At 64.1% G+C, this 24,325-nt stretch carries 29 protein-coding genes; 8 read left to right on the top strand and 21 right to left on the bottom strand.

Annotated elements, in window-relative coordinates; all coding sequences use genetic code 11:
* Positions 1-217 precede the first annotated feature (217 nt).
* From PFX98_RS11060 to PFX98_RS11045, 4 genes are all read right to left on the bottom strand, one after another.
* A complete protein-coding gene (locus tag PFX98_RS11060; protein ID WP_285235259.1) occupies positions 218-742 on the bottom strand; it encodes a DUF7482 domain-containing protein in 525 nt (174 codons plus the stop codon).
* A 34-nt stretch (positions 743-776) separates the two neighbouring features.
* Complete coding sequence (locus tag PFX98_RS11055) at positions 777-1,676, bottom strand: HD-GYP domain-containing protein (RefSeq protein WP_285235258.1); 900 nt, start codon at positions 1,674-1,676, stop codon at positions 777-779.
* Between the two features lie 71 nt (positions 1,677-1,747).
* Positions 1,748-2,230 (bottom strand): nuclear transport factor 2 family protein, encoded by a 483-nt coding sequence (locus tag PFX98_RS11050; RefSeq protein WP_285235256.1) that lies wholly within the window; start codon positions 2,228-2,230, stop codon positions 1,748-1,750.
* A 57-nt stretch (positions 2,231-2,287) separates the two neighbouring features.
* A complete protein-coding gene (locus PFX98_RS11045) occupies positions 2,288-2,836 on the bottom strand; it encodes a carboxymuconolactone decarboxylase family protein (protein ID WP_285235255.1) in 549 nt (182 codons plus the stop codon).
* Positions 2,837-2,972: 136 nt separating this feature from the next.
* Here PFX98_RS11045 and PFX98_RS11040 point away from each other — a divergent pair, with 136 nt between their 5' ends.
* On the top strand, positions 2,973-3,875 hold the full coding sequence (locus PFX98_RS11040) for a LysR family transcriptional regulator (protein WP_285235254.1): 903 nt from the start codon (positions 2,973-2,975) through the stop codon (positions 3,873-3,875).
* A 16-nt stretch (positions 3,876-3,891) separates the two neighbouring features.
* Here PFX98_RS11040 and PFX98_RS11035 read toward each other — a convergent pair whose 3' ends face one another.
* The 7 genes from PFX98_RS11035 to PFX98_RS11005 form a co-directional block, all read right to left on the bottom strand.
* Positions 3,892-4,233, bottom strand: a complete 342-nt coding sequence (locus tag PFX98_RS11035; RefSeq protein ID WP_285235253.1) for a hypothetical protein — start codon at positions 4,231-4,233, stop codon at positions 3,892-3,894.
* Between the two features lie 85 nt (positions 4,234-4,318).
* The gene (locus PFX98_RS11030; protein WP_285235252.1) at positions 4,319-4,945 is read right to left on the bottom strand and encodes a pyridoxamine 5'-phosphate oxidase family protein; all 627 of its coding nucleotides are present in this window, start codon (positions 4,943-4,945) and stop codon (positions 4,319-4,321) included.
* A 189-nt stretch (positions 4,946-5,134) separates the two neighbouring features.
* Positions 5,135-5,461, bottom strand: a complete 327-nt coding sequence (locus tag PFX98_RS11025; protein ID WP_285235251.1) for a TfoX/Sxy family protein — start codon at positions 5,459-5,461, stop codon at positions 5,135-5,137.
* Between the two features lie 164 nt (positions 5,462-5,625).
* On the bottom strand, positions 5,626-6,024 hold the full coding sequence (locus PFX98_RS11020; RefSeq protein ID WP_285235249.1) for a GFA family protein: 399 nt from the start codon (positions 6,022-6,024) through the stop codon (positions 5,626-5,628).
* A gap of 120 nt (positions 6,025-6,144) precedes the next feature.
* Positions 6,145-6,552, bottom strand: a complete 408-nt coding sequence (locus PFX98_RS11015; RefSeq protein WP_285235248.1) for a hypothetical protein — start codon at positions 6,550-6,552, stop codon at positions 6,145-6,147.
* Positions 6,549-7,811 (bottom strand): putative Na+/H+ antiporter, encoded by a 1,263-nt coding sequence (locus PFX98_RS11010; RefSeq protein WP_285235247.1) that lies wholly within the window; start codon positions 7,809-7,811, stop codon positions 6,549-6,551. Before PFX98_RS11010 ends, PFX98_RS11015 begins: the two co-directional genes overlap by 4 nt.
* 176 nt (positions 7,812-7,987) lie before the next feature.
* On the bottom strand, positions 7,988-8,587 hold the full coding sequence (locus tag PFX98_RS11005) for a TetR/AcrR family transcriptional regulator (RefSeq protein WP_285235246.1): 600 nt from the start codon (positions 8,585-8,587) through the stop codon (positions 7,988-7,990).
* A gap of 93 nt (positions 8,588-8,680) precedes the next feature.
* On the opposite strand from PFX98_RS11005, the gene PFX98_RS11000 reads away from it, so the two are divergent.
* Positions 8,681-9,253: a peroxiredoxin-like family protein gene (locus PFX98_RS11000; RefSeq protein ID WP_285235245.1), complete on the top strand. Its 573-nt coding sequence runs from the start codon at positions 8,681-8,683 to the stop codon at positions 9,251-9,253.
* A complete protein-coding gene (locus PFX98_RS10995) occupies positions 9,250-9,999 on the top strand; it encodes an MBL fold metallo-hydrolase (protein WP_285235244.1) in 750 nt (249 codons plus the stop codon). The genes PFX98_RS11000 and PFX98_RS10995 overlap by 4 nt, the downstream gene beginning before the upstream one ends.
* A gap of 48 nt (positions 10,000-10,047) precedes the next feature.
* Here PFX98_RS10995 and PFX98_RS10990 read toward each other — a convergent pair whose 3' ends face one another.
* The 4 genes from PFX98_RS10990 to pal all read right to left on the bottom strand — a co-directional run bounded on the left by PFX98_RS10990 (position 10,048) and on the right by pal (position 12,045).
* On the bottom strand, positions 10,048-10,224 hold the full coding sequence (locus PFX98_RS10990; protein ID WP_285235243.1) for a hypothetical protein: 177 nt from the start codon (positions 10,222-10,224) through the stop codon (positions 10,048-10,050).
* Between the two features lie 174 nt (positions 10,225-10,398).
* Positions 10,399-10,896 (bottom strand): universal stress protein, encoded by a 498-nt coding sequence (locus PFX98_RS10985; protein WP_285235242.1) that lies wholly within the window; start codon positions 10,894-10,896, stop codon positions 10,399-10,401.
* A 148-nt stretch (positions 10,897-11,044) separates the two neighbouring features.
* Positions 11,045-11,548: a MarR family winged helix-turn-helix transcriptional regulator gene (locus PFX98_RS10980; protein ID WP_285235241.1), complete on the bottom strand. Its 504-nt coding sequence runs from the start codon at positions 11,546-11,548 to the stop codon at positions 11,045-11,047.
* Positions 11,549-11,667: 119 nt separating this feature from the next.
* Entirely contained in the window at positions 11,668-12,045 is a 378-nt protein-coding gene (pal, locus tag PFX98_RS10975) for a peptidoglycan-associated lipoprotein Pal (RefSeq protein WP_342399182.1), read from the bottom strand.
* Between the two features lie 335 nt (positions 12,046-12,380).
* On the opposite strand from pal, the gene PFX98_RS10970 reads away from it, so the two are divergent.
* Positions 12,381-13,721 (top strand): chloride channel protein, encoded by a 1,341-nt coding sequence (locus tag PFX98_RS10970; protein WP_285235240.1) that lies wholly within the window; start codon positions 12,381-12,383, stop codon positions 13,719-13,721.
* A gap of 10 nt (positions 13,722-13,731) precedes the next feature.
* Here the strand turns inward: PFX98_RS10970 and otsB are convergent, their stop codons facing one another.
* Together otsB and PFX98_RS10960 are read right to left on the bottom strand one after the other, a co-directional pair.
* The gene (gene otsB / locus PFX98_RS10965) at positions 13,732-14,496 is read right to left on the bottom strand and encodes a trehalose-phosphatase (RefSeq protein WP_285235239.1); all 765 of its coding nucleotides are present in this window, start codon (positions 14,494-14,496) and stop codon (positions 13,732-13,734) included.
* 13 nt (positions 14,497-14,509) lie between these two features.
* Complete coding sequence (locus PFX98_RS10960; protein ID WP_285235238.1) at positions 14,510-16,849, bottom strand: alpha,alpha-trehalose-phosphate synthase (UDP-forming); 2,340 nt, start codon at positions 16,847-16,849, stop codon at positions 14,510-14,512.
* Positions 16,850-16,955: 106 nt separating this feature from the next.
* Between PFX98_RS10960 and PFX98_RS10955 the strand changes: the two genes are divergently transcribed.
* The gene (locus tag PFX98_RS10955) at positions 16,956-18,773 is read left to right on the top strand and encodes a glycoside hydrolase family 15 protein (RefSeq protein WP_285235237.1); all 1,818 of its coding nucleotides are present in this window, start codon (positions 16,956-16,958) and stop codon (positions 18,771-18,773) included.
* Positions 18,774-18,783: 10 nt separating this feature from the next.
* On the opposite strand, the gene PFX98_RS10950 is transcribed toward PFX98_RS10955, so the two are convergent.
* The 3 genes from PFX98_RS10950 to PFX98_RS10940 are packed head-to-tail and all read right to left on the bottom strand — an operon-like array spanning position 18,784 to position 20,298.
* Positions 18,784-19,401 carry a DNA-3-methyladenine glycosylase I gene (locus PFX98_RS10950; RefSeq protein WP_285235236.1) on the bottom strand — a complete coding sequence of 206 codons (618 nt, stop codon included), beginning with the start codon at positions 19,399-19,401 and terminating at the stop codon, positions 18,784-18,786.
* Position 19,402: 1 nt separating this feature from the next.
* A complete protein-coding gene (locus PFX98_RS10945; protein ID WP_285235235.1) occupies positions 19,403-19,696 on the bottom strand; it encodes a YciI family protein in 294 nt (97 codons plus the stop codon).
* Positions 19,697-19,719: 23 nt separating this feature from the next.
* Positions 19,720-20,298, bottom strand: coding sequence for a TetR/AcrR family transcriptional regulator (locus tag PFX98_RS10940; protein WP_285235234.1), 579 nt, complete (start codon positions 20,296-20,298; stop codon positions 19,720-19,722).
* A gap of 510 nt (positions 20,299-20,808) precedes the next feature.
* Here PFX98_RS10940 and rpsO point away from each other — a divergent pair.
* The 3 genes from rpsO (at position 20,809) to secG (ending at position 23,847) form a co-directional block, all read left to right on the top strand.
* Complete coding sequence (gene rpsO, locus PFX98_RS10935; protein WP_285235233.1) at positions 20,809-21,078, top strand: 30S ribosomal protein S15; 270 nt, start codon at positions 20,809-20,811, stop codon at positions 21,076-21,078.
* A gap of 214 nt (positions 21,079-21,292) precedes the next feature.
* The gene (gene pnp / locus PFX98_RS10930) at positions 21,293-23,467 is read left to right on the top strand and encodes a polyribonucleotide nucleotidyltransferase (RefSeq protein ID WP_285235232.1); all 2,175 of its coding nucleotides are present in this window, start codon (positions 21,293-21,295) and stop codon (positions 23,465-23,467) included.
* Between the two features lie 17 nt (positions 23,468-23,484).
* The gene (gene secG / locus PFX98_RS10925; protein WP_285235231.1) at positions 23,485-23,847 is read left to right on the top strand and encodes a preprotein translocase subunit SecG; all 363 of its coding nucleotides are present in this window, start codon (positions 23,485-23,487) and stop codon (positions 23,845-23,847) included.
* 10 nt (positions 23,848-23,857) lie between these two features.
* On the opposite strand, the gene PFX98_RS10920 is transcribed toward secG, so the two are convergent.
* Complete coding sequence (locus tag PFX98_RS10920) at positions 23,858-24,139, bottom strand: hypothetical protein (RefSeq protein WP_285235230.1); 282 nt, start codon at positions 24,137-24,139, stop codon at positions 23,858-23,860.
* Positions 24,140-24,325 lie beyond the last annotated feature (186 nt).

Raw genomic sequence — 24,325 nt, 5'->3', positions numbered from 1 at the left:
ACGGCTGACCGCCATGGGCTCTTAAGCCGTCGGTCTCGAGGCGGGCCCCAAGGACGGCAACCGCAAAGCTGTTCCTCCCCAAGCTACGGCTTCTTCAGGCTGAACTCGGTCATTCGTTTCGGATGGGCTGAACGGCAGCTTTGGTCATAACCAGTCACTGACGCAATTTGCCAGCCTGCGGCTTGGAGCGGGTCAGCCCCTTCCCGACTTCACGGCGCTAGCGTGCTCCTTTTATCGCCAGGCCGTCCACGGACCGCGTGATCGGACAGTTGACGACGATGTTCGTCATCTCAAGCGACACTTCATTGGCGTCAACGGCACGCAGGATCTGCTCCTCCGACTTCATCTCTCGGGCCTGCGCTGACTTGTTCCACCGTACCAGCACCATGCGCCACAGCGGACTGTAGGAGGCGTCTGCGTTGCTCGGGCCTGTCGGCGAGGGCGCCGACTGGAAAACGGTGATCTGCGAGTCGTCCACGAACTTGTAGACCCGCTCGACGAGCGAGGGCCGGCCTTGCGCCGGGACGGCCTGGGCCAAGCGGGGAACGAGGTTGACGCCCAGCGCTTTCGCCATCGCTGGATCGGAGATGTCCGTGGTGACGTATTCGACCTTGCGACCATCCACCCAGGCAAAGTTCAAGGGCAGAGACACCACGGGGTGTCCGCCAGGGTCGGGCAGGCTGCCGCATGCGCAGACGAGTGCGGATGTCAGGATGCCGACGTACAAGTAGAAGCAGCGCATATTTTGTGTTCTCGAAATCGTTGAGCCGGCACCTCTAGTTGCCTGCGATTGCGTCAGCCCAATCGAGTACCAGGGCTTCGATCTGGGCGCGGTCCAAACCAGGCTCCAGCTCTTGCGCCGGCGCGTGCTCGCCAGTCGGCACGGCTTGCAGCCCCTGCTCGGTGCTCGTCCACGTGAAGCGCGCCGTGCAAGCCGGGCAGCCCAGATGGTCGCCAGCGCGTGCATCGCGCGTGCGGACCAGCGTTGGGCCGCATGCCGGGCAATGTTGCAGCGGAATGCCGTCGTCGCTGTGGCCGACGATGGCGTCGAAGGCTCCGTCGCGTCCCATGCGCACGAACTTCGCCCCCAGCACCTGATCGAACTGCTTGCCCAGTTCGGACTCGATGATGTCCAGGGCCTTGGCGATGGGCATGCCTGCGCGGTAGGGTCGCGTGCTCGTCATCGCATCGAATGCATCGCAGATGCCGACCAGGCGGGCATCGTGCGGAATCTCAGCGCCCTCCATGCCCATGGGATAGCCGTGTCCGTTCGGCATTTCGTGGTGGTGATGAATCACGCCGATGACCAACTCGGCCAGCGGATGGCCCGACAGCATGCGGGCCCCGACCCGTGGATGGGTCTTGATCGTCGCGAACTCCTCGTCGGTGAGGCGGCCCGGCTTGCGCAGGATGGCGTCTGGGATACCTACCTTGCCCAGGTCATGCAGAAAGCCTGCCATCGCGATGCGGCTCGCTTCGCGCGGCGTGCTGCCGGACTCCAGGGCCAAGGCGTGCGCCATGCGCGCCACGCGCCAGAGGTGGCCGCCGGTATAGGGGTCGCGCGCCTCGACCATCCAGGCAGAGACCAGCAGGCTGGCCAGCAGCGCCTGGCGTTGGCCCGCCAGTTCCTGGCGCAGGCTCAGTACTTCATTCAATTGCGGTTCAGTACTCGTCATTTCTCTGTGCGTCATGTTGCGGGCCAGAGCCGGCAACCATGGTAGTCCCAAGCCTGCTCGGCTGGGATCGTTCAAAGCCCCAATTCGCTGAGGCCTGGATGGTCGACGGGGCGTGGACCCTGGGGCCAATGGAACAGGCGCTCCTGCGCCTGGATCGGCATGTCGTTGATGCTGGCGTGCCGCACGGCCATGAAGCCGCCCGCATCGAATTCCCAGTTCTCGTTGCCGTAGGAGCGGAACCAGTTGCCGGCGTCGTCATGCCATTCATAGGCAAAGCGCACAGCGATCCGGTTACCTTCGTGAGCCCAGAGCTCCTTGATGAGGCGATAGTCCAGCTCGCGCGCCCACTTGCGCGCGAGCAGTTGCCGGATCTGTTCGCGACCGCGCGGAAACTCGCTGCGGTTGCGCCAGCGGCTGTCCGGCGTGTAGGCCAGTGCCACGCGCTGCGGATCACGCGTGTTCCACGCGTCTTCGGCCATGCGGACCTTCTGTGCCGCAGTCTCGATGGTGAACGGTGGCAAGGGCGGGCGTGGGGCTTCGTTCGTCGTGGTCATGATGGCAGCGAATGGGAAATAGTGTGGGAAAGGACGGCCAGGCCGTCCTTCGGGTGCTCAGGCCGCCAGCTTGGCCGTGACCAGGGGGAAGTCGACGTCGGTCTGCGCCACGTTGTTGACGTAGTTGGTCAGCACGTTGAGCGCCACGTTCAACACGATTTCCAGCACCGCGGCTTCGTCGAAATCGGCGGCGCGCAAGGCAGCCAGGTCGGCATCGGAGACGCGGCCTCGCGACTCGGCCACGCGGCGGGCAAAGTGCAGTGCTGCGGCCGTGCGTGCATCGTCGGAGCGGGCGTCGCGGGCAGCGTCGATCTCGCTGGCGCTGAGCTTGGCGACGTTGGCGGCCAGATAGCTGTGCGCCGACTGGCAATAGTCGCAGCCATTGAACTCGGCGATGGTCAGCGCGATGCGCTCGCGCAGCTGCGCGCTCAGCTTGCCCTTGGCCACGGCGCCGCTCAGCGACAGATAGCCTTCCAGCGCGGCCGGGCTGTGGCCGACCAGCTTCATCAGATTGGGCACGACGCCCAGTTGCTTCTCGACCGCGGCCAGCAGGGGCTTGGCGGCTTGGAGGGATTGCTCGACGGTGGGGATGCTGAGACGGGACATGTTCAAACTCCGGTGGGGTGATGGGTGATTCGGCTGGCATTCACTGGGTGTTCAGCGAATGACTGAACTGTCGTTGAATCGGCTGATGATTAGAATCACCGCCAGATCCAATACACCGTTACGGCTGGAGGAACAGTTGGACCGACTGCATCTCATCAATGTCTTTGTGGCGGTGGTCGATGCCAGCGGCTTTGCCGGCGCGGCGCGCAAGCTGGGCATTTCGCCCCCGGCCGTCACGCGGGCCATCAGCGAGCTGGAGGCGCACCTGGGCGCACGTCTGCTGACACGCACCACGCGGGTGGTTCGCGTGACCGAGGCCGGCGCGCGCTATGTGGAGGATTGCCGGCGCATCCTGGCAGAGCTGGCGGAGGCCGATGAATCGGTCAGCGGCCTGCACGGCGCGCCGCGGGGGCGCCTGACCGTCACCGCGCCGGTGCTGTTCGGCGCGCTGCATGTCACGCCGGTCGTGACCGAGTTCCTGCAGCGCTATCCCGAGGTCACGGCCTCCTGCTGGTTCCTGGACCGGGTGGTGAACCTGACGGACGAAGGGGTGGATGTGGCCGTGCGCATTGGCGAGTTGCCGGACTCCTCACTGCAGGCGATCCGCGTCGGCAGCGTGCGCCGCGTCATCTGTGGCGCGCCGGGTTATCTGGCCGAGCACGGCGAGCCGCAGCTGCCCGAGGACCTGCTCGGCCATGCGCTGATTTCGGCCAATGCGGTCACGCCGGCGCCGGAGTGGCGCTTCAAGGTGGAGGGGGAGGTCAAGGCGGTGAAGCTCGCGCCGCGCATGTTGACCACGACCAATGATTCGGCCATCGCGGCCGCCGTGGGCGGCTTCGGGCTGACACGCCTGATGTCCTACCAGGTCGACGGCCTCGTCCGTAGCGGCGAGCTGCGCCTGGTGCTGGAGCAGTATGAACTCGCGCCTCTGCCGGTGCATCTGGTGCACCGCGAAGGTCGCCACGCCTCGCACAAGGCGCGGGCCTTCATAGACCTGGCCATCGAACGGCTGCGCGAGCGGCTGGCGCCGCCCGGCTGAAGCGCTCGCAGCGGCCTCAGGCCGTCTTGCTGACGATCAGGTTGCACACCTGTTCGTGCAGGTCCTGCAAGTCTTGCGGTGCCTGCGAGAAGTTCATCTTCTGGTCCATGCGAATGCGCGCTTCGGCCAGGGCCGCCTTGGTCGGGCGATCCCATTGCGGACCCAGCAGTCCCTTCATGATGACGGTGGCATGGTGCTCGGCCTGATCGTCATTGAGCGGCTTGCCCAGCAGCGCGGCACCGCGCTTGAGCGTCTCGCCATGAATGGTGACGAAGCAACCGAGCATGGCGTCGCGCGCCTCGACCGGGGTGATGGCAGCGTCGGAACGGGCCTTGGTGAGCATTTGCTTGATGTGCATGGTGGAACTCCTGGGGTTGAGGCGGGACGAGTTCGCCCGCCCCGGCGGCCTCGCGCCGGGACTGGCTTGACAGTGGGTCGACCGACTAGGGCCGATGTGGCGACGCGGCCCGCAGTCGGGCCAGTTCGCTGCGCGCTTGCTCGAGCGCGGCGCGCAGCGGCAGCACGGCCTGTTCGATCTCGGCTTCGGTGAAGCGCGGCGTGATGTGCTGCGGGCAGTTCCAGTCGTAGGCGTCGACCGTGATGACGAAGGCCCGTTCGACGTGCGCGCGGTACTGCGGCGGCCTGAGCCTGGCCAGCAAGGCCTGATCCTCGGCCTCGCTCACCAGGCGCACCCTGCCAAGAATCTTCAGGCGTCGCTGGTTCGCATAGTCCATCAGCATGAGCGAGACGCGATCGTTGCCTTGGAGATTGCCGACGCTGATGTACTGGAGGTTGCCGCGGAAATCGGCGTAGGCCAGCGTCTTGGCGTCCAGCACCTTCAGAAAGCCGGCCGGGCCGCCGCGGAACTGCACATAGGGCCAGCCGGTTTCGCCCACGGTGGCTTGATAGAAGCCGTCGCGCTCGCTGATGAACTCGGCTTCGCGTTCAGTCAAGGCATCGCGGCGATCCTCGGCCTGGTCCAGGCGTGCGTAGGACGACCGGCTGCCCATGCGGGTCTGCATGGCACGCACGGTGGGCGTGAAGGCAAGGTCTGAGTAGGCGCGGCTCATGGTTCGGTCCGTGGCGTTGACCCCGCTGCAAGCGCTGCAGCGAGTGACCGAACTATGGTTGAGCACGTCAGAAAACAGAATGACCACCGAGCCGAATGCAATGTTTCGCTGGGCGGAACGGCGGCGCGCTGTTGCTGTGCGCCAGTCTTGTCGAATCGGCCTTGGGTCCGTGCAGGCCGCAGCGCAAGGCTACTCGGGCGGCAGCGAGCCGGCGAAGCGCGCGGCGAGCGCTATCCAGGTGTCCAGGCCGACGTCGATGGCGTCATCGGCGTTGACCCAGACGATGCCGCGCATCGGGCGTCCCGTGATGTCCATCGGTGTCGCGCCCGGTCGGGCGAGCGCCTCGGACTCCAGGTCCTTGCCGACCCGAAACATGAACCTGCCGACTTCAACGCCGCACAGCATGTGGCCGCGCAGCATCCAGCAGTAGCCGCCGAACATCTTCTTTTCCTCGATGCCCGGGCGACCCGTGAGCGCGCTCCGCATCAAGTCGGCGAGGTGGGGATCGAAGGGCATGTGTGCTTTCCTGAACCATTGTGCTCAAGGCATCGGCTCACGCTTCGCGATGGGCCAGGGCAATGAGTGGGCAATGCTTTCCTTGCTGGCGTCTGGGGGCTGGGGCACGTCAGCTGCATGAGCTTGAATGGCGGCCCCGCAGCGAGGCTCGTGGCGCGAGGCCTTTACTGTCCTGGCGTTCCCGGCAGGTTCTCAAGGTCGTGGACCCATGGCATTGCCGAGGCGGTCCAGATCTGCTTGACCGGCTCCAACTGCGAACGCTCGGCCACGCATCCGAGACGCACGCCATAGACGGCGGGAGCATCGGGCGAGGTCGCATACAGCGGCGTGCCGCATTCTCCGCAAAAGGCCTGGGCGCGACGGTTGCCGCTCTGCGCGGTCTTGATGTAGACCTTCGGCGTGCCTGTCAACGTGAAGTCTTGAGCGGGCACGGGCAGCACGGCCCGATAGGGTGCACCCGACATCGTCTGGCAGTCCGTGCAATGGCAGACAACGACCTTCGATGGGTCCGCCTCGGCTGTGAAGCTGATGCTGCCGCAATGGCATTGGCCATGGATCTTCATGAGTTCCCCTTGGTGGACATGGAAGCCTTCCGCGCCGCCCGACACCCCGCTTGCATTTCAGGCTCGGTCGCTGTCTGGAGGGAGCGTGTCTCCCATTCTCAGGCAGCCCGCTCGTGCATGTCACGCTGGAGCGCCAGTCGGTCCCAGCGCGGCGCAGGACAGCACTAGACAGCCGAGCGCAAATGACGCGACAGCAATCCATCCCAGTCGTTCAAGCGCACGCGGGACCGCCATCTGTGCGAAGCGCCGATGCCATCCCCATGGCAATACCAGGAGGCAAGCTGTCGTCCCCACAAGAGCCCATCCAAACAAGCTGAAGGCATCTGTGAGCAGCAGGTACGGTGCCTGAAGCACGAAAGCGCCACCCGCGACGAGGCGAGGGGAGAGCTCGGCGTAGTGCGCGAGCGCCGATCCCGCGAAGCCCGACAGGAAACGCCGGGCCTTCGCCGGGGCCATCACGGCCAGGACCGCGAGCCCGACGAAGTAGCTGCCTGTCAGCAGCACGATGACGAGAGGGGCGTTATTCACAGCAGCAAGAAGGCCGCGGCCGCCACCAGTGTCGGCCCCAGCGCCCCAAGCAGCAGCTCGCCGGCGCCGATCGACTCGTCCTCGAAGCCCCGCTTGAGCAGGGCCACGCCCGCCGGGTTGGGTGCATTGGCGATCACCGTCAGGCCGCCACCGGCAACAGCGCCCGCCACAAGCATGTACTTGGCCTCGCTGGAGATGCTGGTGATGAGCGAGCCCAGGTAGGTCAGCGCCGCGTTGTCGGTGACGGCTGTCAAGCCGAGCGCGCCGAAAAACAGGGCCAAGGGTTCGAGGCTGGACACCAGGGGTTGCAGCCACCAGGCCTGCATCCCGCCGAGTACCACCAGGCCAGCCAGGAAGAATGCCACGAGCAGCGCCTCCTTGATGATGAGCGGGCTCTGGTGCCGCTCATAGGCCTGACTGAAACCGAGGAACATCAGGAAGAGGCCGAGGAACGCGACCGGGTGATGGGCCAGCAGCACGACGCCAGCGAGCAATGACAGGTGCACCAGCACGACGGGCAGGGGCACGGCCTCTTCCGGCGCGACGCTTCCCCCCCCAATGACCAGGTGCTTGCGCAGCAGCAGTGTGACGACCGAGGCGTTGACCAGCACAGCCAGCGCTGCCTTCCAGCCGAAATGCGCGAACATGAAGGCGCTGTCCCAGTGCCAGGTCGTGGCCACCATCAGCACCGGCGGTGCGGCGTAGGAGGTGAGCGTGCCACCGATGGAGACATTGACGAACAGGACGCCGAGTGCCAGGTACTTCAGCTTCTCGGGCACCTGGGGACGGAACACCTGCGGGGCCAGCATCAGCGCGGCGATGGTCATGGCTGCCGGTTCGGTGATCAGCGAACCCAGCAGCGGCACCGCCGCCAGGCCCAACCAGGCGCTGGCCATCGGCGTCGGTAGCGGCAACAGACGGGCAAAGGCATCGACTGCCCAGACCACAGTGCGCAAAACCGGCCGCGAAGCCGCCACCACCATGACGACGAAGACGAAGAGCGGTTCTGTGTAGTTGCGCGTTTCCGCATAGGCCAGCGCCTGCGTCCCGCCCTGCATGCCGGCCATCGCGAGGACCAGGACGATCGCCCAGAACCCGAAGACGACCTCCACCTCGCCGAGCAGGTGGAACAGCCCGGCATGTTTGGGGAATCGGTGGGAAAGGCGTTCGAACTGCTTGGCGGCGAAGGTATGCGCCAGTGCCAGCACAAAGATGGCGAGGGCAAGGTACTGAATGGTCTGATCGGGCGTCGGCTGCATGGTCGTGACAGTTCCGCGTGGCGGCCCGACCAGCGCGATCTACCTGCTGCCCCGTGAATCGGCTCAGCACCCGGCGCGAGTGTAGCCAGCTGAGGGCTCATCTCGCTGCCAGCGCCGCCGAAATGCAAAGTTGGCAAAGTGATCCGGGGACACCAGCAGCCCCTCGCGCTCGCCGTCTATTTGCCACGCACCCGCTGCTGCTTGGGAGTCTGCAGCACCGTGCCCAGCCAGGCCGTTGCTTCATCCACTTGACGATGAACGACGCCAGGGTCACGCCGTGCTTGCGCGACCACCGCGGCACCCTGCAACACGGAGAGCAGGTGTTCAGCAGCTCGCTGCGCCTGCGCCTTGGGCAGGACCTGAGCGAAGGCCTCTCGCAAGTAGTTCTCAAGCTGCAAGAGCAGAGAGGCCGCGGGGGAGTGCAGGTCGGCGTCGGTCTTTCCCAATTCGGTAGACAAGCCGCCGACAGGGCAACCATAGAGCGCTAGCTCTTCGGCAGTGTCCCTGACATGCTGCAGCAGCCGCGTGATCGTGGTCCGGGCGTCCTCTCCCTCCTGCGCGGGCTCGACGAGCTCTGCCCATAGCGTCTTGGATCTCTTGTCGAGAACAGCATCCAGCAGATCCTTTTTCGACTTGAAGTAGTACGCCAGATTGCCTTTCAAGAGCCCGGAGGCTTCAGCCACATCAGCGATCGACGTGGCGGCGAATCCACGCGTGGCGAAGAGGCGCAGGGCTTCGTCGACAACGCGATCACGTGTGGTTGAGGAGTTGCTCATGGGCGAATTGTATCTGGACGATCGTCCAAAAGTTGATTGCAATTTGGACAGTCGTCCTGATAATATTGGTCGATCGTCCAAATGAGGTTGACCATGCCACTTCAAGAGGGCGCCTTGGCGCCTGAGTTCGTCACCGCCGATATGTTCGGCCAGTCCATCCGACTCTCTGACTTCAAGGGGCGGCCGGTACTCCTTTCGTTCATGCGCTACGCGTCTTGCCCGATGTGCAACCTCAGGGTGCGCGATATGGTGCTTGCGCATGAGCGTTTGGCGAGAGCGGGGCTCGTCATGCTGGTCGTCTTCCAGTCCAGCGCCGAGAGCATGGGGGAGTACGTGGGTCGACAGGACTCGCCGTTTTCCCTCATTCCAGACCCGGAGATGCATCTCTACCGTCTCTATGGCGTTGAACGGAGCTGGGCGGGGCTGCTGGCCCCAGCCAACGTGTTCCATGCCTTCCGCGCCTTCTTCCGGGGCTTCTTGCCCGGACGCGTGGATGGCCCCATCGACAGAATGCCCGCAGACTTTCTCATAGGCGCGGACGGCCGCATCGAGCGCGCCTTCTACGCGCGTGCCGCCGCGGAACACGTCCCACTCAGCGAAGTCACCTCATGGGTTCATGGAAGGCTGCCGAGCACTGGCAATGGCTCCGTGGAAGGCACGGCATGAGAGTGCGTCAGGAAGTCGTGCGCATTCCCATCCTTCCCTTCGGACTCGTGAACGCGCATCTTGTGCTGGGCACTGACGGCGCAATCTTGGTCGACGCCGGTCTACCTGACACTCAGGATGTCGTGGAGCAAGCGTTACGGGCGCGGAATCTGGCTTGGTCGGACGTCAAGCTGATCGTGGTCACGCACGCCCATATTGACCATGCCGGCAATGCAGGCAGGATCCGGGCGCTGACCGGGGCTCCCGTCTGTGCACATCAGGGCGATCTGGATCACTACAGGCAGCACAAGCGGATGACGTTCTGTGCAACTGGGGCATTCGGCCGGCTCTTCTATCGCACCGGCCTGATCCAACGTGCCTACGAGCCCTTTGAGCCAGACATCCTGCTCTCGGGAAACCAGACGCTGGACCTGCGGCCGTATGGCGTCGCCGGTACGGTTGTTTCCACACCCGGCCATACCTGCGGATCGTTGAGTGTCGCGCTTGACGATGGCCAGGCGCTTGTCGGCGATCTCATCTCATCCGGAATTCTCCTCGGCGGGATCGCGCTGACGGGCCGGGCGAAGCGCCCGCCTTTCGAAGACGACCCATCGCGTGTTGCCGACGCCCTGGATCGCTTGACAGCGGAAGGTTCCCTCCACTTCTTCATGGGGCACGGCGGACCATTGCCGGCAAGCGAAGTGCGGCGGCACGCCAACCGCCTGCGTCAAGGCAGTGGCAAACGTTCCGCCGGCACGTCCAGCTGAACTTATTGTGGACCTCGGAAAGTTCATGAAGAGCCTCTCCTCGCCGTCTCAGCTCGGAGACCTCAGGCGAAGGGTCATTTCGACGAAGTGCGCAATTGGAGTCTCCGCGAAGCTCGCCAAGAATCGTCCCGCCCTCTCGGGGATTGCAAGAGCCACCGCGGCCAGTCCGATGAAATAGAGCGCCGTCAACAGCACGCCGAGCAACGCCAGCATGTTCAGCATCATTGCCCGGTATGTGCCAGCGTCAGCACAAAGACGGCGAGTGCAAAGTACTGAATGGTCTGATCGGGCACCGGGTGCCTGGTCATGACAGCACCGCGTGGTGGCCCGACCAGCGCGAGCAACCTGCTGCCCCGGGGATAGGCTCAGTACCAGGCGGGAGCGTAGCCAGCTGAGGGCTCACCTAGGTGCCAGCGCCCGCCGCGATGCAAAGTTGCCGCCCTCCCGCCAGGGATGTTGACTACTCACCCAGATGGGCATATCGGTGATGTCTGCCAGGGTGCTGGCAACTGAGGTGCCGAACAATCGGCGCCACCAAGTGCGCTCGCTGGAGCCGGCAACGATGAACTCACAGCCTTCTTCGCGCGCGAATTCGGAAAGAGGCCGGGCAATCGAGACGCCACTGATTGCGGCGCACCTGGCGTCAATGCCGTGCGCCTTCGCTTGCGCCATTGCGGAAGCGAGGACGGCCGCCGCGGCGGCACCCAGCCCAGCGCGCAATTCATCGGGCGTGAGGTAGGCCTGGGCAGGGGCCTCGACAATCGGCAGATCGAATGACGTCACGACGTGAACAAAAGTGACCTGCGCATTCAATTCGGCCGCCAGGCGCAGTCCATCTTCGACAGCGACGCCTGTGCTGCGACCGAAACCGACGGCGACAAGAATCCTCGCGAACATGGTCCCAGGCCTCTAGCGATGATCAATGGCTGCTGAGCATGCGGCCTCTGCGACACAGGGTCGCGGCGCTCTGCAAAAATGCATTTGTACAAATGTAGCAGGTCAGCGGTGGCGCTCACCGCAGGCAGCCGCCGAGCTTGCGGGGCACTCAGAGATTGCCGAGGGGAATATTTCCGCCGCGCTCGTCGGCGTGCAGCACATCGATCAGACGCGCCAGATCCGCTTCCAGCCGCTCGAGCGACTCTGCATCGAGAGCGGCGAGCGCCTCCGGCAACACGCCCGTAAAGGGACCGGGGCTGCGCTTCAGCAGCTTCGCACCTTCCGGCAGCAGTCGCAGGCTGACGGCCCGACGATCGCTGCCGGTCTTGGCGGCGACAACCAGATCGCGCTCTACCAGCGACTTCACCAGGTTGCTTGCCGTGGACTGATGAATGTTCAAGGCTTTGCCAAGTTCGCCCATGCCAATGTCCGGCCGGTCTCGGATGACGCCCAGTGCCCACAGCTGCGCGCCGCCGAGGCCCACCTTCTTCTCGACGCGCTGAAAGTGCGTCTTGACGGCATTAAAGATCTGCCTGAACTGCCGCAACACACGAATCGCCGCCTCGTCTTCGACGTCGGGATTACTGAGTCGGGTACGTGCCTTCTTCGTCATACGCAGATCATATTCGGCAAAAAAATGGCGCCCCAAGAGGCGCCCAAATCCCGTTAGGACTCCCACTGCGGGAGACCCGCTTCGCGAAGGCTCGAGTCATCGCGAGGCTGCCTCACGCATTACTTCAGATAGACGATGTCCGCGCGCCGGTTCTGGCGCCATGCTGCTTCGTCGTGACCCATGGCGACGGGCTTCTCCTTGCCGAAACTGACGGCTTCAATCTGCGCGTCCTTGGCGCCCATCAGCTTCAGCGCCGACTTCACGGCTTCCGCGCGGCGCTGGCCCAGAGCCAGGTTGTACTCGCTCCCGCCGCGTTCGTCAGTATTTCCCTGAACGGTCACCTTCAGATTGCCCTGCTGCGCCAGGTAATGACCATGACGCTCGGTCACGCCAGCGTAGTCGCTGCCGATGATCGAACTGTCGAAGTCAAAGAAGACGCTGTGCTCCCGGCTGAGCGCGCTGCTGGGATCCAGGTGCAGGGGCACGATGCGCGACACCGCCACCGGTGCAGGCGCGGCTTTGGGTGCAGGGGCTGGCGGTGCCGCCGCCGGAGCCGGCGCCACAGGGGTTGGGGGCGCCGGAGTTGCGACTGGGGTGCTCGAGCAGGCAGCCAGAAGGGCTGAGATCAGGCCAAGGATGAGTAGTGAACGACGCACGATGTCTCCAGTAGTTTGTTTGGTTGTCTTGACCGGCGCTCGATCGGCCGGCGCGCAAGCTTACACTAATTGCATTTGTGCCAATGTTATTGCTTTTGTTGCCGAAGGCAAGACATGTGCATGTCGTGAAGGGCTCCGCAACGGAGCCCTGCAACTACAGGACGCTAGTGCCGCCCATGCAACAACCTGACTTCGTGACGGCACTTCGCCGTGACCTCGCCGACTGGCGTCAGTGGGTGGGCCGCGTCGTCGTGCTGGCCTATGCGGCAGGCGCCGGCCTGGCCGTGGTGGCCTTCACCTGGCTCAGTGAACAGGCGCTGGGCGGATTCTTTGCACTCAGGAGCTGGAGCCCGTGGCTGCCGCTCGTCTGGGTTCCGGCATGCACGGCGAGCCTCGTCTGGCTGACGCGCCGCTTTGCGCCGGGCGCGTCCGGGTCGGGCATTCCTCAGGTGATGGCTGCCCTGTCGCCCATGGTCGATCGCGAACGTTGCTCCTTGTTCGTGTCCTTGCGATTGAGCATGGCCAAGATCCTCTTGACTGCAGGCGGCTTGCTCGGCGGTCTGGCCATAGGGCGAGAAGGCCCCTCGGTCCAGATTGCCGCCGGCGTGATGCAACATGCTGGCCGCTGGCTGCCTGAGCGTTCAGCGATCAACCACCACGGCCTGCTGGTGGCCGGAGGGGCCGCGGGCATTGCAGCCGCTTTCAATGCGCCGCTCGCCGGCGTGATGTTCGCCATCGAGGAATTGTCACGCAAGCTGGAGGAGCGCAACAGCGGGCTCATCGTGGCCGCCATCGTGCTGGCTGGCCTGATGGCCGTTTCGGCCTATGGCAATGCCAGCTATTTTGGCGAAATCCATGTGGGGCTGCTGAGCTGGCACTACCTGCTGCCCGGTCTGCTGGTGGTGCTGGGCTGTGGCCTGACCGGCGGCCTGTTCTCGCGACTGCTCCACACAAGCATGGTCGGCGGCCAGGATTACTTCAGCCGCCTCAAGCACCGCCATCCGATCCGCTTCGCGGCTGCCTGCGGGCTGGTCGTTGCGGTGGTCGGACTGGTGAGCGATGGTGCCACCTTCGGAAGTGGCTACGGCTACACGCGCCGCCTGGTTGAAGGCCATATGGACATGCCCATGCTCTATGTCACGCTGAGACTCGTCGCGACCTGGCTGGCGGTCTGGTCAGGCGTACCTGGCGGCATCTTCGCGCCCTCGCTGGCCATCGGTGCCGGCATCGGCAATGACATGGCGCTGCTGGCCGGCATGCACGAGGGCTCGGCGCCACTGATCGCGATCGGCATGGCGGCCTTCCTCGCGGCCGTGACCCAGGCGCCGTTGACGGCCTTCATCATCGTGATGGAAATGGTCGATGGTCATGCCATGGTGCTGAGCCTGATGACCGGTGCGCTCGGCGCCAACCTGATCTCGCGCTGGATCAGCGTGCCCTTGTACTCGGCGCTTGCACAGGCGCAACTTTGCCGCCTTGATGCTGCCCCGGTACAGCGCGAGTCAGCGGCCGCGTAGCCAACAATCGTCAAGGGCTCCGCTCGCCGAGCAGGACGATCATGCGATCCAGGAGCATGGCCATCTCGTTGGGGCTGTCCAGATAGAAGCGTGCCCTGGAGGGTGGATCGGTCCGGCCGACCTTGATGGTCAACCAGCTTGGCGGTGCGCGCTCGAAGACGGGTTCGTCATTGAGGTCGTCGCCGACGAAGACCGCCGCTTCGCGTTGCGCCAGCAGGGCCAGGCGGTGCACGGCATCTGCCTTGTCGGGAGCCATGGCGGCGACGACATTGAAGACCCGCTTGCCGCCGAACACATGCAGCGCAGGGCTGGCTCCACGCAGGATCTCTTCGAGCCTGCGGCTCGCGCGTTCCGGATCCGGGGCCAGGCGGTAATGCAGGGCGATGGAATGGCGCTTGTCCTCCATTTGAACCCCGAGCTGCTGCAGCTCGGGCCGATAGGACTGCAGCCAGACGCGAGCGTCCTGTAGCGCAGAACGCCATGGCGCATCGTCACTGCCGACTTCGCTCTCGGCCCCATGGCTGCCAACGATGAACTCGGGCTCGAATCCCAACCGGGGGCGGACATCGGCGATTTCCCGCCCGGTCACGATGGCCACGGGCAGATGCTCCGACAACTTGCTAAGCCGCGCTGCGACGCCAGGGGCCATGCGCGCCCGGTCGGGTCGGGCCACGATGGGCGCCAGCGTGCCGTCGAAATCGAAAGCGAGCAGAGGTCGGGCACACATCGTGACCGCGAGATGCGCCTCACCCTGGGGACTGAAGACATGCAGCATCGAGACCCGGTCCTCACCCTTCGCCGAGCCGTCGAACCCTGGCTTCCACACGCGCTCGCAGGCGCCAACGGCCTGCGTCCGACAGCATGCGGCCGGCCCAGCGAAATACATTGAATTCCCGCACCGTGCTGCGCAGGCTGGCCATGCGCTCACGCTGTTCGGCCGCCGGCATGAGGGCTGCGCGCAGCAATGCATCGGCCGTCTCCTCGACGTGATAGGGGTTCACGATCAGCGCCTCGGTCATTTCGCGAGCCGCACCGGCAAACCGGCTCAGCACGAGGACGCCTTGCTGGTCATCTCGCGCGGCCACGAACTCCTTGCAGACGAGGTTCATGCCGTCATGCAGGCTCGTGACAACGCAGATGTCAGCCGCGCGAAATAGTTCATTCACTGCTTCCGGCTCATGGTGCTGGGCCAGCAGATGGATGGGTTGATAGCCAGGCCTCGAGAAGCGTGAATTGATCCGCTCGGTGATGCGCTCGACACGCTCCTGGAAGCTGCGGTACTCGTCGAGCGCCGCGCGGGTGGGCGCTGCCACCTGGACGAACACGAAGCGGCCGATCCATTCGGGGGCCTTCTCGAGCATTCGTTCCACGGCATTGAGCCGCTCAATGATGCCCTTGGTGTAGTCAAACCGGTCGATGCCGACGGCCAGCCGCACGACGGCCGGCAACTGCAGGCGCTCAGACACGCGGCGGCGGCATTCGGCGATCGGAGGCCAAGCTGCAGCAACGGCCTCGTCAGGCCATTCGATCGAAATGGGGTAGCTCTCGACCAGGGTTTCCTTGTCCTGGAAGCTGATCGTCGAGTGCTCGTCCTCGATGCGAGCCTCCAGATAGCGATCGACGGTCTCCATGAAGTTCTTGCAGTGAAAACGCGTATGGAAGCCAAGGATGGTGCTGCCCAGCATGCCCTGCAGGATCTCCCGGCGCCATGGGCAGATGCCGAAGGACTCCGGGTTGGGCCATGGGATGTGCCAGAAGGTGAGGATGGTGGCCTGGGGCAGCTTTGCCCGGATCATGGCCGGCAACAAGGCGAAGTGATAGTCCTGCACCAGAACCACAGGATCCTCGCTGCGCGCTTCGGCCACCACGGCATCAGCGAAACGCTGGTTGACCTGCTTGTAGGCCTCCCAATCCGATTCGCGGAATACCGGCCTCACGTGGGCCACATGGCACAGCGGCCACATGCCTTCGTTGGCGAAGCCGTAGTAGTAGCCCTGCTCCTCCTCGGGCGTCAGCCAGATGCGTCGCAACTGGTAGTCCTGATGGCCGGGCGGCACGCCGACACGATCGGCGCGGTCGACCACGTCTCGATCAGCGCTGCCACTGCCATGCGCAATCCAGGTGCCCGAGCAGGCCCGCATGACCGGCTCCACGGCCGTCACGAGACCGCTGGCTGGCCGCTTCACGACGATGCCGTCCGGTCCATGCTCATGGATGTAGGGCTCACGGTTTGACACCACGATGACCTGATCGCCGCGCAGCTGCGTATGCAGCAGCATCCGCAGGCGCTCGCCGGTCCAGTCGACCTCGGGGCCTTGCATGCGGCGGTACTCGTCCTCGAGGTCGCGCAGACTGGCGCGCAGGTCGTCGACGAAAGGCGCTAGCTCGGGCGGCGGTAGCAAAGGGCTGACCAGCCCCTCGCCCCGCATCACGGCGCGCACGCCATTGACCCAGCCGCGCCAGCTCAGCTGCGCGACGATCACCGTTATGAGGGCAATTAGGAAGCCCAGGCTGGCAATGAAGCCGATCAGGTACCGGCGCGTGTCTTGGCTGCGCTTCTCGATAAAGCTGAGGTCGTGAAGCAGGACCAGCCTGCCGACGAGCACGGGCTCCGGCGATGGGCGTACCGGGTCGACCTCGGCCGCCGACTCAGAAGAGGATGCTGCAGGCTCGGCGGCGGCAGATGCAGGCGACACTGGCTCCTCGACGGCCTGTCGCAGCCCCATCACTGCGTGGACGCCGACATGGACCGCCCCCCCAGCCAGGTCCAGGCGAGGGTCCGGGCGGCCTGCAAGTTCCAGGCCGCGTGCGCAGCTCAGGTCTGCCGGGAATGCGCGTGTGCTCTGCAAAACGCGGCCGTCGACGCCGCAGACGGCAATGGCAAACAGGCGCTCGTCCTGAATGGTGCGGTCAAACAGGGCCTCAAGCCGTTCAGGCTTGCCAGCCAGCAGGGCTTCCGCGACGGAGTCGGACAGGGCATTGGCCACGAGCACGCCGCGGCTGTTGAGGTCGCGGGAGAACCAGCGCAGCGTGACCTGGTCGAGCAGGGGCACCGCGACATAGGCCGCAGCCACGAGGGTCAAGGCCAGCGGAAGCAGAAACCTGAGCTGCAGGCGAAGGGTCTTCATCGGGAGGTGTTGGAGTGCGATTTGTCGTGTGTATTTCAAAACTACATTTGTGCCAATATACATGCCTCTAAAGCGACAAGATTTCCTGTGACGTAGGAAGGCCCTCATGCAAGCAACGACAAATGCTCCCGCCCAGCGGGCCTCTTTGAACCTTGCGTTGATCGGCAACTGCAATGTCAGCGCACTGATTGACGAACGAGGCCGCATCGTCTGGTGCTGCATGCCGCGCTTCGACAGCACCCCGGTCTTCGATGCCCTCATGCATTCGGCGCAAGGCGTCGACGCCGAGGGCGCATTCAGCATTGAGCTCGAAGACTTCGAGCGCGCGGAGCAATGCTATGACCCGGGAACGGCGATCGTCCGCACGCGGCTTTGGGATACGCAGGGCCAGGGCATTGAGCTGGTCGACTTTGCGCCGCGCTTCATCACAAGAGATCGTCCCTACCGCCCTGCGCAGCTCGTGCGTCGCATTCACCCAATCTCTGGCCACCCTCGGGTGCGTTTTCGCCTATGCCCACGCGGAGATTGGGGACGGGCGCAACCGAGCATCACGCGCGGCAGCCACCACCTGCGCTACGTCTTGCCTGAGATCACCTTGCGACTGACCACCAACGTGCCACTGACCTATCTGGTCGATGGCACCTGGGTTGCGTTGCACAGGCCGGTCAGCCTGTTGCTGGGGCCGGACGAGACGTTGGGAGAGGGAATCGAGGAAACCGCCCGCAGCTTCGAAGAACAGACGGCACTCTACTGGCGTCATTGGACCCATCGCCTGGCCTTGCCACTTGAATGGCAAGACGCAGTGATCCGGGCTGCGATCACCCTAAAGCTGTGTCAGTACGAGGAGACGGGGGCCATCGTCGCGGCGATGACCACCAGCATTCCCGAAGCGCCGAACAGCGGCCGCAACTGGGACTACCGATACTGTTGGTTGCGCGACGCCTTCTTTGTCGTGCGGGCGCTCAACAGCCTGTCTGAAGTGGGCACGATGGAGAGCTACTTGAACTGGCTCTACAACGTGGTGCGTGGCGCCAAGGGCGGTCATGTGCAGCCGCTGTATGGCATCGGCCTGGAGGCCGAGCTTCCAGAATCCGTGCTGCCCCATGTCAGCGGCTACCGCGGCATGGGGCCGGTGCGCATAGGCAACCAGGCCCAGGAGCATTTCCAGCACGATGTGTATGGCAGCGTGGTGTTGGGTGCCGCACAGGCCTTCCACGACCACCGACTATTCCGGCGTGGTGACGCGAGTGACTTTGCTGCTCTGGAGTCAATGGGGGAGCAGGCCTGGCGCCTGCATGACCAGCCCGATGCCGGTATCTGGGAGTTGCGCACCCGCGCGCGCGTTCACACCTCCTCAGCGTTGATGTGCTGGGCGGCCTGCGATCGCCTTGCCCATGTGGCCGACAGCCTGGCGCTGCCAGAGCGGTCCCGGTGCTGGCGCGAACGCGCCCGGATCATTCACGCCAAAATTGTCGAGCGCGCCTGGAGCGAGAAGCGACAGGCCTTCGTCGAAAGCTTTGATGGCACCGACCTGGACGCCAGCGTCCTGTTGATGGGCGAAGTCGGGTTTCTGAGGCCGAAGGATCCACGGTTTATCAGCACCGTCCATGCGCTGGAACAGGCGCTGTGCGACGGACCGTACATGAGGCGCTATGAGGCCAGGGATGATTTCGGGTTCCCGGAGACGGCTTTCAATGTCTGTTCCTTTTGGCGTATCGACGCACTGGCGCGCATCGGCCGCCATGCACAGGCCCGGGAGGCCTTCGAGGCGATGCTGGCACGCCGCAATCCTCTGGGGCTGTTGAGCGAGGACCTCTCGCCTGCCACCGGCGAGCTTTGGGGCAACTTTCCGCAGACCTACTCGATGGTGGGCATCATCCACGGGGCGGTGCGGCTGTCGGCGCCATGGGAGCAGGTGGTTTGAATGCAGAGTCTCAGCCTGGGCGGCCAGGTCGGCGGAATGCCTTGCGCGTTTCGTCGGCCCTGTTTCGGATCGTGCACCCCACCGCATGGTCATTGATGAGGCCCGTGGCCTGCATGAAGGCGTAGACGGTGGTGGGACCTACGAACTTCCAGCCTGAGCGTTTCAGATCCTTCGACAAGGCCACCGAGGCGGGGGACGTCGATGCCGACTGAGGCGCAGCCAATTGCTCTGTATCGGGTTCGAAACCCCAAAAGTAGGCGGCCAGCGAGCCATTCCGCTCGGCAAGCTGCTCGGCCATGCGGGCGTTGTGAATCACTGCCTCGATCTTTCCGCGATGACGCACGATGCCGCTATCGCCCAGCAGGCGTTCGACATCCGTCTCACCAAACGTCGCGATGCGGCGGAAGTCGAAGCCATCAAAGGCGGCCCTGAAATTCTCGCGCTTGGCCAGGATAGTCCGCCAGCTCAAACCCGATTGGAATGCCTCGAGACTGAGCTTCTCGAACAGGCGCTGATCGTTCGAGACCGGGAAACCCCACTCGGTATCGTGATAGTGGAGAAACTCCGGCGCCGCGGCACACCAGGCACATCGAGGCAGCCCATCGGGACCAGCAATCGTCGACCCCATATCAGCTTGGCTCCAGCAGGAATTGCAGTCGGGCATCTGCCTTGCCGGGCAGGAATTCAGTGATCTCCGCAGTCACCACGTCTTCGGTCACAAAGGGATCGAGCCTGACCCGCGCCTCCAGTTCCTCTCGAGAGGTGTTATGCGCCAGCAGCGCGCCACCTTGCCTGGCTTGCAGGCTGCCGGACATCAAGAACACGCCGTCATCGAAACCCTGCTGCAGCCAGGACTTGTGCCCATTCATGTGCTGCGCTGCCTGCGACTGCTTGCTCGAGAACTTGAGGAACACCACGAACATGAAACCTCCTCGTTGTAAAAATGTCAGGCAACCCTGCGCTTGGTGCTGGGCGCGCAGGACTGGACCCAGGACATGATCTGGTCTACCTCGTGCTGTACGAACTGCTTGTCGTGCAGCGCCTGTGCCAGCGTGGCTACGCCCTGGCTGCGCATCAGCAGGTGAAGCGCCAGCGCATCGGCGTCCTTCTTGCGCCCCATCTGTTCGAACTGCTGGCGCAGCCAGGCCCGGAAAAGGTCAAGGATGGCATTGGCACCATCCTGAGCGGCGTGACCGAGCTTGGACAACTCCATGCACAGGCCGCCAACCGGGCAGCCGTGCTTCATGATCTTGGCCTGGTTGCGAATCAATAACTCCGCGAAGAGCCGAATGCGATTCTGCGGACCCTCGCATTCAGCCTCCCACTGGGCAAGCATGCACTGCGTGCGCATCGTCCGCGCCGCAATGACTGCGTCGAGGATCTCGTCCTTGGTCCTGAAGTGGTAGTAGAAGTTTCCACGCGAAATCTGCACCGCCTCGGCGATGTCCGCAAAGGAGGTGCGCTCAAAGCCGCGTTCGTAGAACAGAGCGTCAGCCGCTTGAACAATACATTCGCGAGTGCTCATGAATATCCGCAGTTAGGACGATTGACCTAGCGTTGGCGAGAATAGGGCAATTGTCCTAAATCGTCAACGCATTGGCCCTCAGGGCGTGGGAGGGTCAGCTCCTTACACCAGACCCAATGGCTGGTTGGTGTCAGGAAGCGTGAGTTCGGTCGCCGTTGTTCAAGGCCCGCTCCCGCTGCGAAGCAGTCGTCGAGCTTGCCAAGCCGACCGAATGCATTGGGTCGGATGCGTAAGTTCGCTGCACTGAACAGCAGCCATTAGCCAGGTCTTAGCTGCGCCGTCTAACACCCCACCGCGGCTGAAGTCGTAGCTCCCGCGCATTTCCGCGATAATCCACACCTGTTGATGCCGCCGCTCCATGAGATTTTGGAAGGTGCATCAGCGCTTTCGCACGGCACGGGTCGGTTTCACCTGTGACCGCAAGTCAATCATAGGAAACCGTCTGAGAGCGTCACGAGTCTCTAGCGAGAGCGTGCGCTGCCAGCGGCTTCCTGCATCTAGGAACGCACCATGGCAGTCGCCGATCTGAACAAAGCAGACATCGTCAAGTCGAACGCTCGCAGCGCCAACGACACCGGTTCGCCGGAAGTCCAAGTGGCCCTGTTGACCGCTCGCATCAACGAGCTGACCCCCCACTTCAAGCTGCACGCCAAGGACCACCACGGCCGCCGCGGTCTGCTGAAGATGGTCAACGCCCGCAAGAGCCTGCTGTCTTACCTGAAGCGCAAGGACGCTTCGCGTTACACCGCACTGATCCAGAAGCTGGGTCTGCGTAAGTAAGCAGCTGTCGCGATCAAGGAGCCTGTCTGGAACTACTGCCAGCACAGGCTCTTTGTCTTTGTAGTTCAACGTTTTGGAGTTGAGCTGACGTGGTTGAGATGTGTCATTCCAAGGTGTTTCACCCGAGGCCCCCTGGAATGGCATCCGGCCAAACCCAGCCCCACTCCCGGTTCGCAGGCGCACCGCAAGCGCCCAAACACTAGAGGAGATGAACATGAGCTTGTTCAACAAAGTCACCAAGACCTTCCAATGGGGCAACCACCAGGTCATCATGGAAACCGGCGAGATCGCACGCCAGGCTTCCGGCGCCGTGCTGGTGAATATCGAGGACACCGTGGTGCTGGCCACCGTGGTGGCCAAGGGTGAGGCCAAGGCCGGCCAGGACTTCTTCCCGCTGACCGTCGACTATCTCGAGAAGACCTATGCCGCCGGCAAGATCCCCGGCAGCTTCTTCAAGCGTGAAGGCCGCCCCAGCGAGCTGGAAACCCTGACCTCGCGCCTGATCGACCGCCCGATCCGCCCGCTGTTCCCCGAAGGCTTCTTCAATGAAGTGCAGGTGGTGGTGCATGTGGTGTCGCTGAACCCCGAGGTGCAGGCCGACATCGCTGCCCTGATCGCCACCAGTGCCGCGCTGGCCATCTCCGGCATCCCCTTCAATGGCCCGATCGGCGCTGCGCGCGTGGGCTATGTGAACGGCGAATACGTGCTGAACCCCGGCAAGACCGCGCTGCTGGACTCCAAGCTGGACCTGGTGGTGGCCGGTACCGAGGCCGCCGTGCTGATGGTGGAATCCGAAGCCGACCAGCTCAGCGAAGACATCATGCTGGGTGGCGTGGTGTTCGGCCATGAGCAAGGCAAGATCGCCATCAACGCGATCCATGAACTGGTGCGCGACGCCGGCAAGCCGAGCTGGAACTGGGTGGCTCCGGCCAAGAACGAACCCTTCATCGCCAAGGTCACGGCCCTGGCCGAAGAGGCGCTGCGCGCCGCCTACCAGATCCGCTCCAAGCAAGCCCGCACCGTGGCCTGCCGCGAGGCCTATGCCAAGGTCAAGGAGACCCTGAAGGCCGAGGGCGTGGAATTCGACGGTGTCGAGGTCGACGGCCTGCTGTTCGAGATCGAAGCCCGCATCGTGCGCGGCCAGATCCTGGCCGGTGAGCCCCGCATCGACGGCCGCGACACCCGCACCGTGCGCCCGATCGAGATCCGCGCCGGCGTGCTGCCGCGCGCCCACGGTTCCTCGCTGTTCACGCGTGGCGAGACCCAGGCCCTGGTGGCCGCGACCCTCGGCACCGACCGCGATTCGCAGACCATCGACGCGCTCGCCGGCGAGTTCAGCGAGAGCTTCATGCTGCACTACAACATGCCTCCGTTCGCCACCGGCGAAACCGGTCGCGTGGGCAGCCCCAAGCGCCGCGAAATCGGCCACGGCCGTCTGGCCAAGCGCGCCCTGGTGGCGGTGCTGCCGAACAAGGAAGACTTCCCCTACTCGATCCGCGTGGTGTCGGAAATCACCGAGTCCAACGGCTCCTCGTCGATGGCTTCGGTGTGCGGCGGCTGCCTCTCGCTGCTGGACGCCGGCGTGCCCCTGAAGGCGCATGTGGCCGGTATCGCCATGGGCTTGATCAAGGACGCCAACCGTTTCGCCGTGCTGACCGACATCCTGGGCGATGAAGATCATCTGGGCGACATGGACTTCAAGGTTGCGGGTACCACCACCGGTATCACGGCCCTGCAGATGGACATCAAGATCCAGGGCATCACCAAGGAAATCATGCAGGTCGCACTGGCGCAAGCCAAGGAGGCGCGTCTGCACATCCTGGGCAAGATGGTGGAAGCGGTGGCCGGCGCCTCGACCGAGGTGTCGGAGTTCGCGCCCCGTCTGTACACCATGAAGATCAACCCCGAGAAGATCCGTGACGTGATCGGCAAGGGCGGCGCCACCATCCGTGCGCTGACCGAAGAGACCGGCACCACCATCGACATCGGCGAAGACGGCACCATCACCATCGCCTCGACCGACGCCGACAAGGCCGCACACGCCAAGAAGCGCATCGAAGAGATCACCGCCGAAGTGGAAGTGGGCAAGGTCTACGAAGGCCCGATCACCAAGATCCTGGACTTCGGTGCGCTCGTGAACCTGCTGCCCGGCAAGGACGGTCTGCTGCACATCAGCCAGATCGCCCACCAGCGCGTCGAGAAGGTCACCGACTTCCTGACCGAAGGCCAGATCGTCAAGGTCAAGGTGCTGGAGACCGACGAGAAGGGTCGCATCAAGCTGTCGATGAAGGCCCTGATCGACCGCGACGCTGCGCCCGCATTCGCACCGCAAGCAGCGCCCGTCGCTGCCCCGGTGGCCGAAGAAGGCGCGGCCGAGTCAGGCCGCTAGCAACAGGAGATGTTGAGATGCAAGTTTTGATGAACTTGATGCTGGCGGTGCAGTTGCTGAGCGCCCTGGCGATGATTGGCTTGGTGCTCATGCAGCATGGCAAGGGCGCTGACATGGGCGCGTCCTTCGGCAGTGGCGCGTCGGGAAGTCTGTTTGGCGCAACCGGCAGCGCCAACTTCCTGTCTCGCAGCACCGCCATCTGCGCTTCGCTGTTCCTGGCATGCACGCTGGGTCTCGCCTATCTAGGCGGGCAGCGTCATGTCACGACGGAGAACGAAAGCGTTCTTGATCGCGGTGCTTTGCAGAAGGCAGTCCCTCCCGCATCAGGCGCTGCAGCGGTTCCAGTCGGACCGAATCCGGCAGCGAACAACCAGCACTGACGGCGAAGGCTCACGAAGTGCTGCGCTGCCCAACAAGGCGGGACCAACGCAGCACTTCAGCGTCTTCTGCCGACAGCACCTTGGTAGAAGCGGCAGCCGGGTGCTTGCGCACCTTGTCGAGCACCACGGCATCTTCCATTTGGTGGATGTAGTCGACAAGCTGGGCATCAGAGGGAATCATCCCCCGGTTCGCCAAGCTGTAGCTGTGAAGCATGATCGACTCGATCACCCCGGCCATCTGCTTGTCGACGAATTGCTGTTGGGTCCCCGCCATCAAATTGGTACTGCTCATTGCACCATTGTGCATTGGCCTTCGGGACCCACTGCCAATTGCTGCAGCTCCAACGCCCGTGCATGCTCATTTCCGAGCCATCTACGCCCGGACCTGCCTGCTGCGGCGCCACGAACTGCTGCTCGACGCACACAAGCACGTCTTCAGCGTGTTTGGTGGGGCAGCCCAAGCGCGGCATCTGCGACG

This window comes from Paucibacter sediminis (genome assembly GCF_030254645.1).
Classification (GTDB): Bacteria; Pseudomonadota; Gammaproteobacteria; order Burkholderiales; family Burkholderiaceae_C; genus Paucibacter_B; species Paucibacter_B sediminis.
This window is presented reverse-complemented; position numbering and strand designations above follow the sequence as displayed.

Excerpts from the sequence above, each read along its gene's own strand:
- PFX98_RS11060 (WP_285235259.1), bottom strand. The coding sequence starts at position 742 with ATGCGCTGCTTCTACTTGTACGTCGGCATCCTGACATCCGCACTCGTC.
- PFX98_RS11055 (WP_285235258.1), bottom strand. The coding sequence starts at position 1,676 with ATGACGAGTACTGAACCGCAATTGAATGAAGTACTGAGCCTGCGCCAG.
- PFX98_RS11050 (WP_285235256.1), bottom strand. The coding sequence starts at position 2,230 with ATGACCACGACGAACGAAGCCCCACGCCCGCCCTTGCCACCGTTCACC.
- PFX98_RS11045 (WP_285235255.1), bottom strand. The coding sequence starts at position 2,836 with ATGTCCCGTCTCAGCATCCCCACCGTCGAGCAATCCCTCCAAGCCGCC.
- PFX98_RS11035 (WP_285235253.1), bottom strand. The coding sequence starts at position 4,233 with ATGCACATCAAGCAAATGCTCACCAAGGCCCGTTCCGACGCTGCCATC.
- PFX98_RS11030 (WP_285235252.1), bottom strand. The coding sequence starts at position 4,945 with ATGAGCCGCGCCTACTCAGACCTTGCCTTCACGCCCACCGTGCGTGCC.
- PFX98_RS11025 (WP_285235251.1), bottom strand. The coding sequence starts at position 5,461 with ATGCCCTTCGATCCCCACCTCGCCGACTTGATGCGGAGCGCGCTCACG.
- PFX98_RS11020 (WP_285235249.1), bottom strand. The coding sequence starts at position 6,024 with ATGAAGATCCATGGCCAATGCCATTGCGGCAGCATCAGCTTCACAGCC.
- PFX98_RS11010 (WP_285235247.1), bottom strand. The coding sequence starts at position 7,811 with ATGCAGCCGACGCCCGATCAGACCATTCAGTACCTTGCCCTCGCCATC.
- PFX98_RS11005 (WP_285235246.1), bottom strand. The coding sequence starts at position 8,587 with ATGAGCAACTCCTCAACCACACGTGATCGCGTTGTCGACGAAGCCCTG.
- PFX98_RS11000 (WP_285235245.1), top strand. The coding sequence starts at position 8,681 with ATGCCACTTCAAGAGGGCGCCTTGGCGCCTGAGTTCGTCACCGCCGAT.
- PFX98_RS10995 (WP_285235244.1), top strand. The coding sequence starts at position 9,250 with ATGAGAGTGCGTCAGGAAGTCGTGCGCATTCCCATCCTTCCCTTCGGA.
- PFX98_RS10990 (WP_285235243.1), bottom strand. The coding sequence starts at position 10,224 with ATGATGCTGAACATGCTGGCGTTGCTCGGCGTGCTGTTGACGGCGCTC.
- PFX98_RS10985 (WP_285235242.1), bottom strand. The coding sequence starts at position 10,896 with ATGTTCGCGAGGATTCTTGTCGCCGTCGGTTTCGGTCGCAGCACAGGC.
- PFX98_RS10980 (WP_285235241.1), bottom strand. The coding sequence starts at position 11,548 with ATGACGAAGAAGGCACGTACCCGACTCAGTAATCCCGACGTCGAAGAC.
- PFX98_RS10970 (WP_285235240.1), top strand. The coding sequence starts at position 12,381 with ATGCAACAACCTGACTTCGTGACGGCACTTCGCCGTGACCTCGCCGAC.
- otsB (WP_285235239.1), bottom strand. The coding sequence starts at position 14,496 with ATGCTGCATGTCTTCAGTCCCCAGGGTGAGGCGCATCTCGCGGTCACG.
- PFX98_RS10960 (WP_285235238.1), bottom strand. The coding sequence starts at position 16,849 with ATGAAGACCCTTCGCCTGCAGCTCAGGTTTCTGCTTCCGCTGGCCTTG.
- PFX98_RS10955 (WP_285235237.1), top strand. The coding sequence starts at position 16,956 with ATGCAAGCAACGACAAATGCTCCCGCCCAGCGGGCCTCTTTGAACCTT.
- PFX98_RS10950 (WP_285235236.1), bottom strand. The coding sequence starts at position 19,401 with ATGGGGTCGACGATTGCTGGTCCCGATGGGCTGCCTCGATGTGCCTGG.
- PFX98_RS10945 (WP_285235235.1), bottom strand. The coding sequence starts at position 19,696 with ATGTTCGTGGTGTTCCTCAAGTTCTCGAGCAAGCAGTCGCAGGCAGCG.
- PFX98_RS10940 (WP_285235234.1), bottom strand. The coding sequence starts at position 20,298 with ATGAGCACTCGCGAATGTATTGTTCAAGCGGCTGACGCTCTGTTCTAC.
- rpsO (WP_285235233.1), top strand. The coding sequence starts at position 20,809 with ATGGCAGTCGCCGATCTGAACAAAGCAGACATCGTCAAGTCGAACGCT.
- pnp (WP_285235232.1), top strand. The coding sequence starts at position 21,293 with ATGAGCTTGTTCAACAAAGTCACCAAGACCTTCCAATGGGGCAACCAC.
- secG (WP_285235231.1), top strand. The coding sequence starts at position 23,485 with ATGCAAGTTTTGATGAACTTGATGCTGGCGGTGCAGTTGCTGAGCGCC.
- PFX98_RS10920 (WP_285235230.1), bottom strand. The coding sequence starts at position 24,139 with ATGAGCAGTACCAATTTGATGGCGGGGACCCAACAGCAATTCGTCGAC.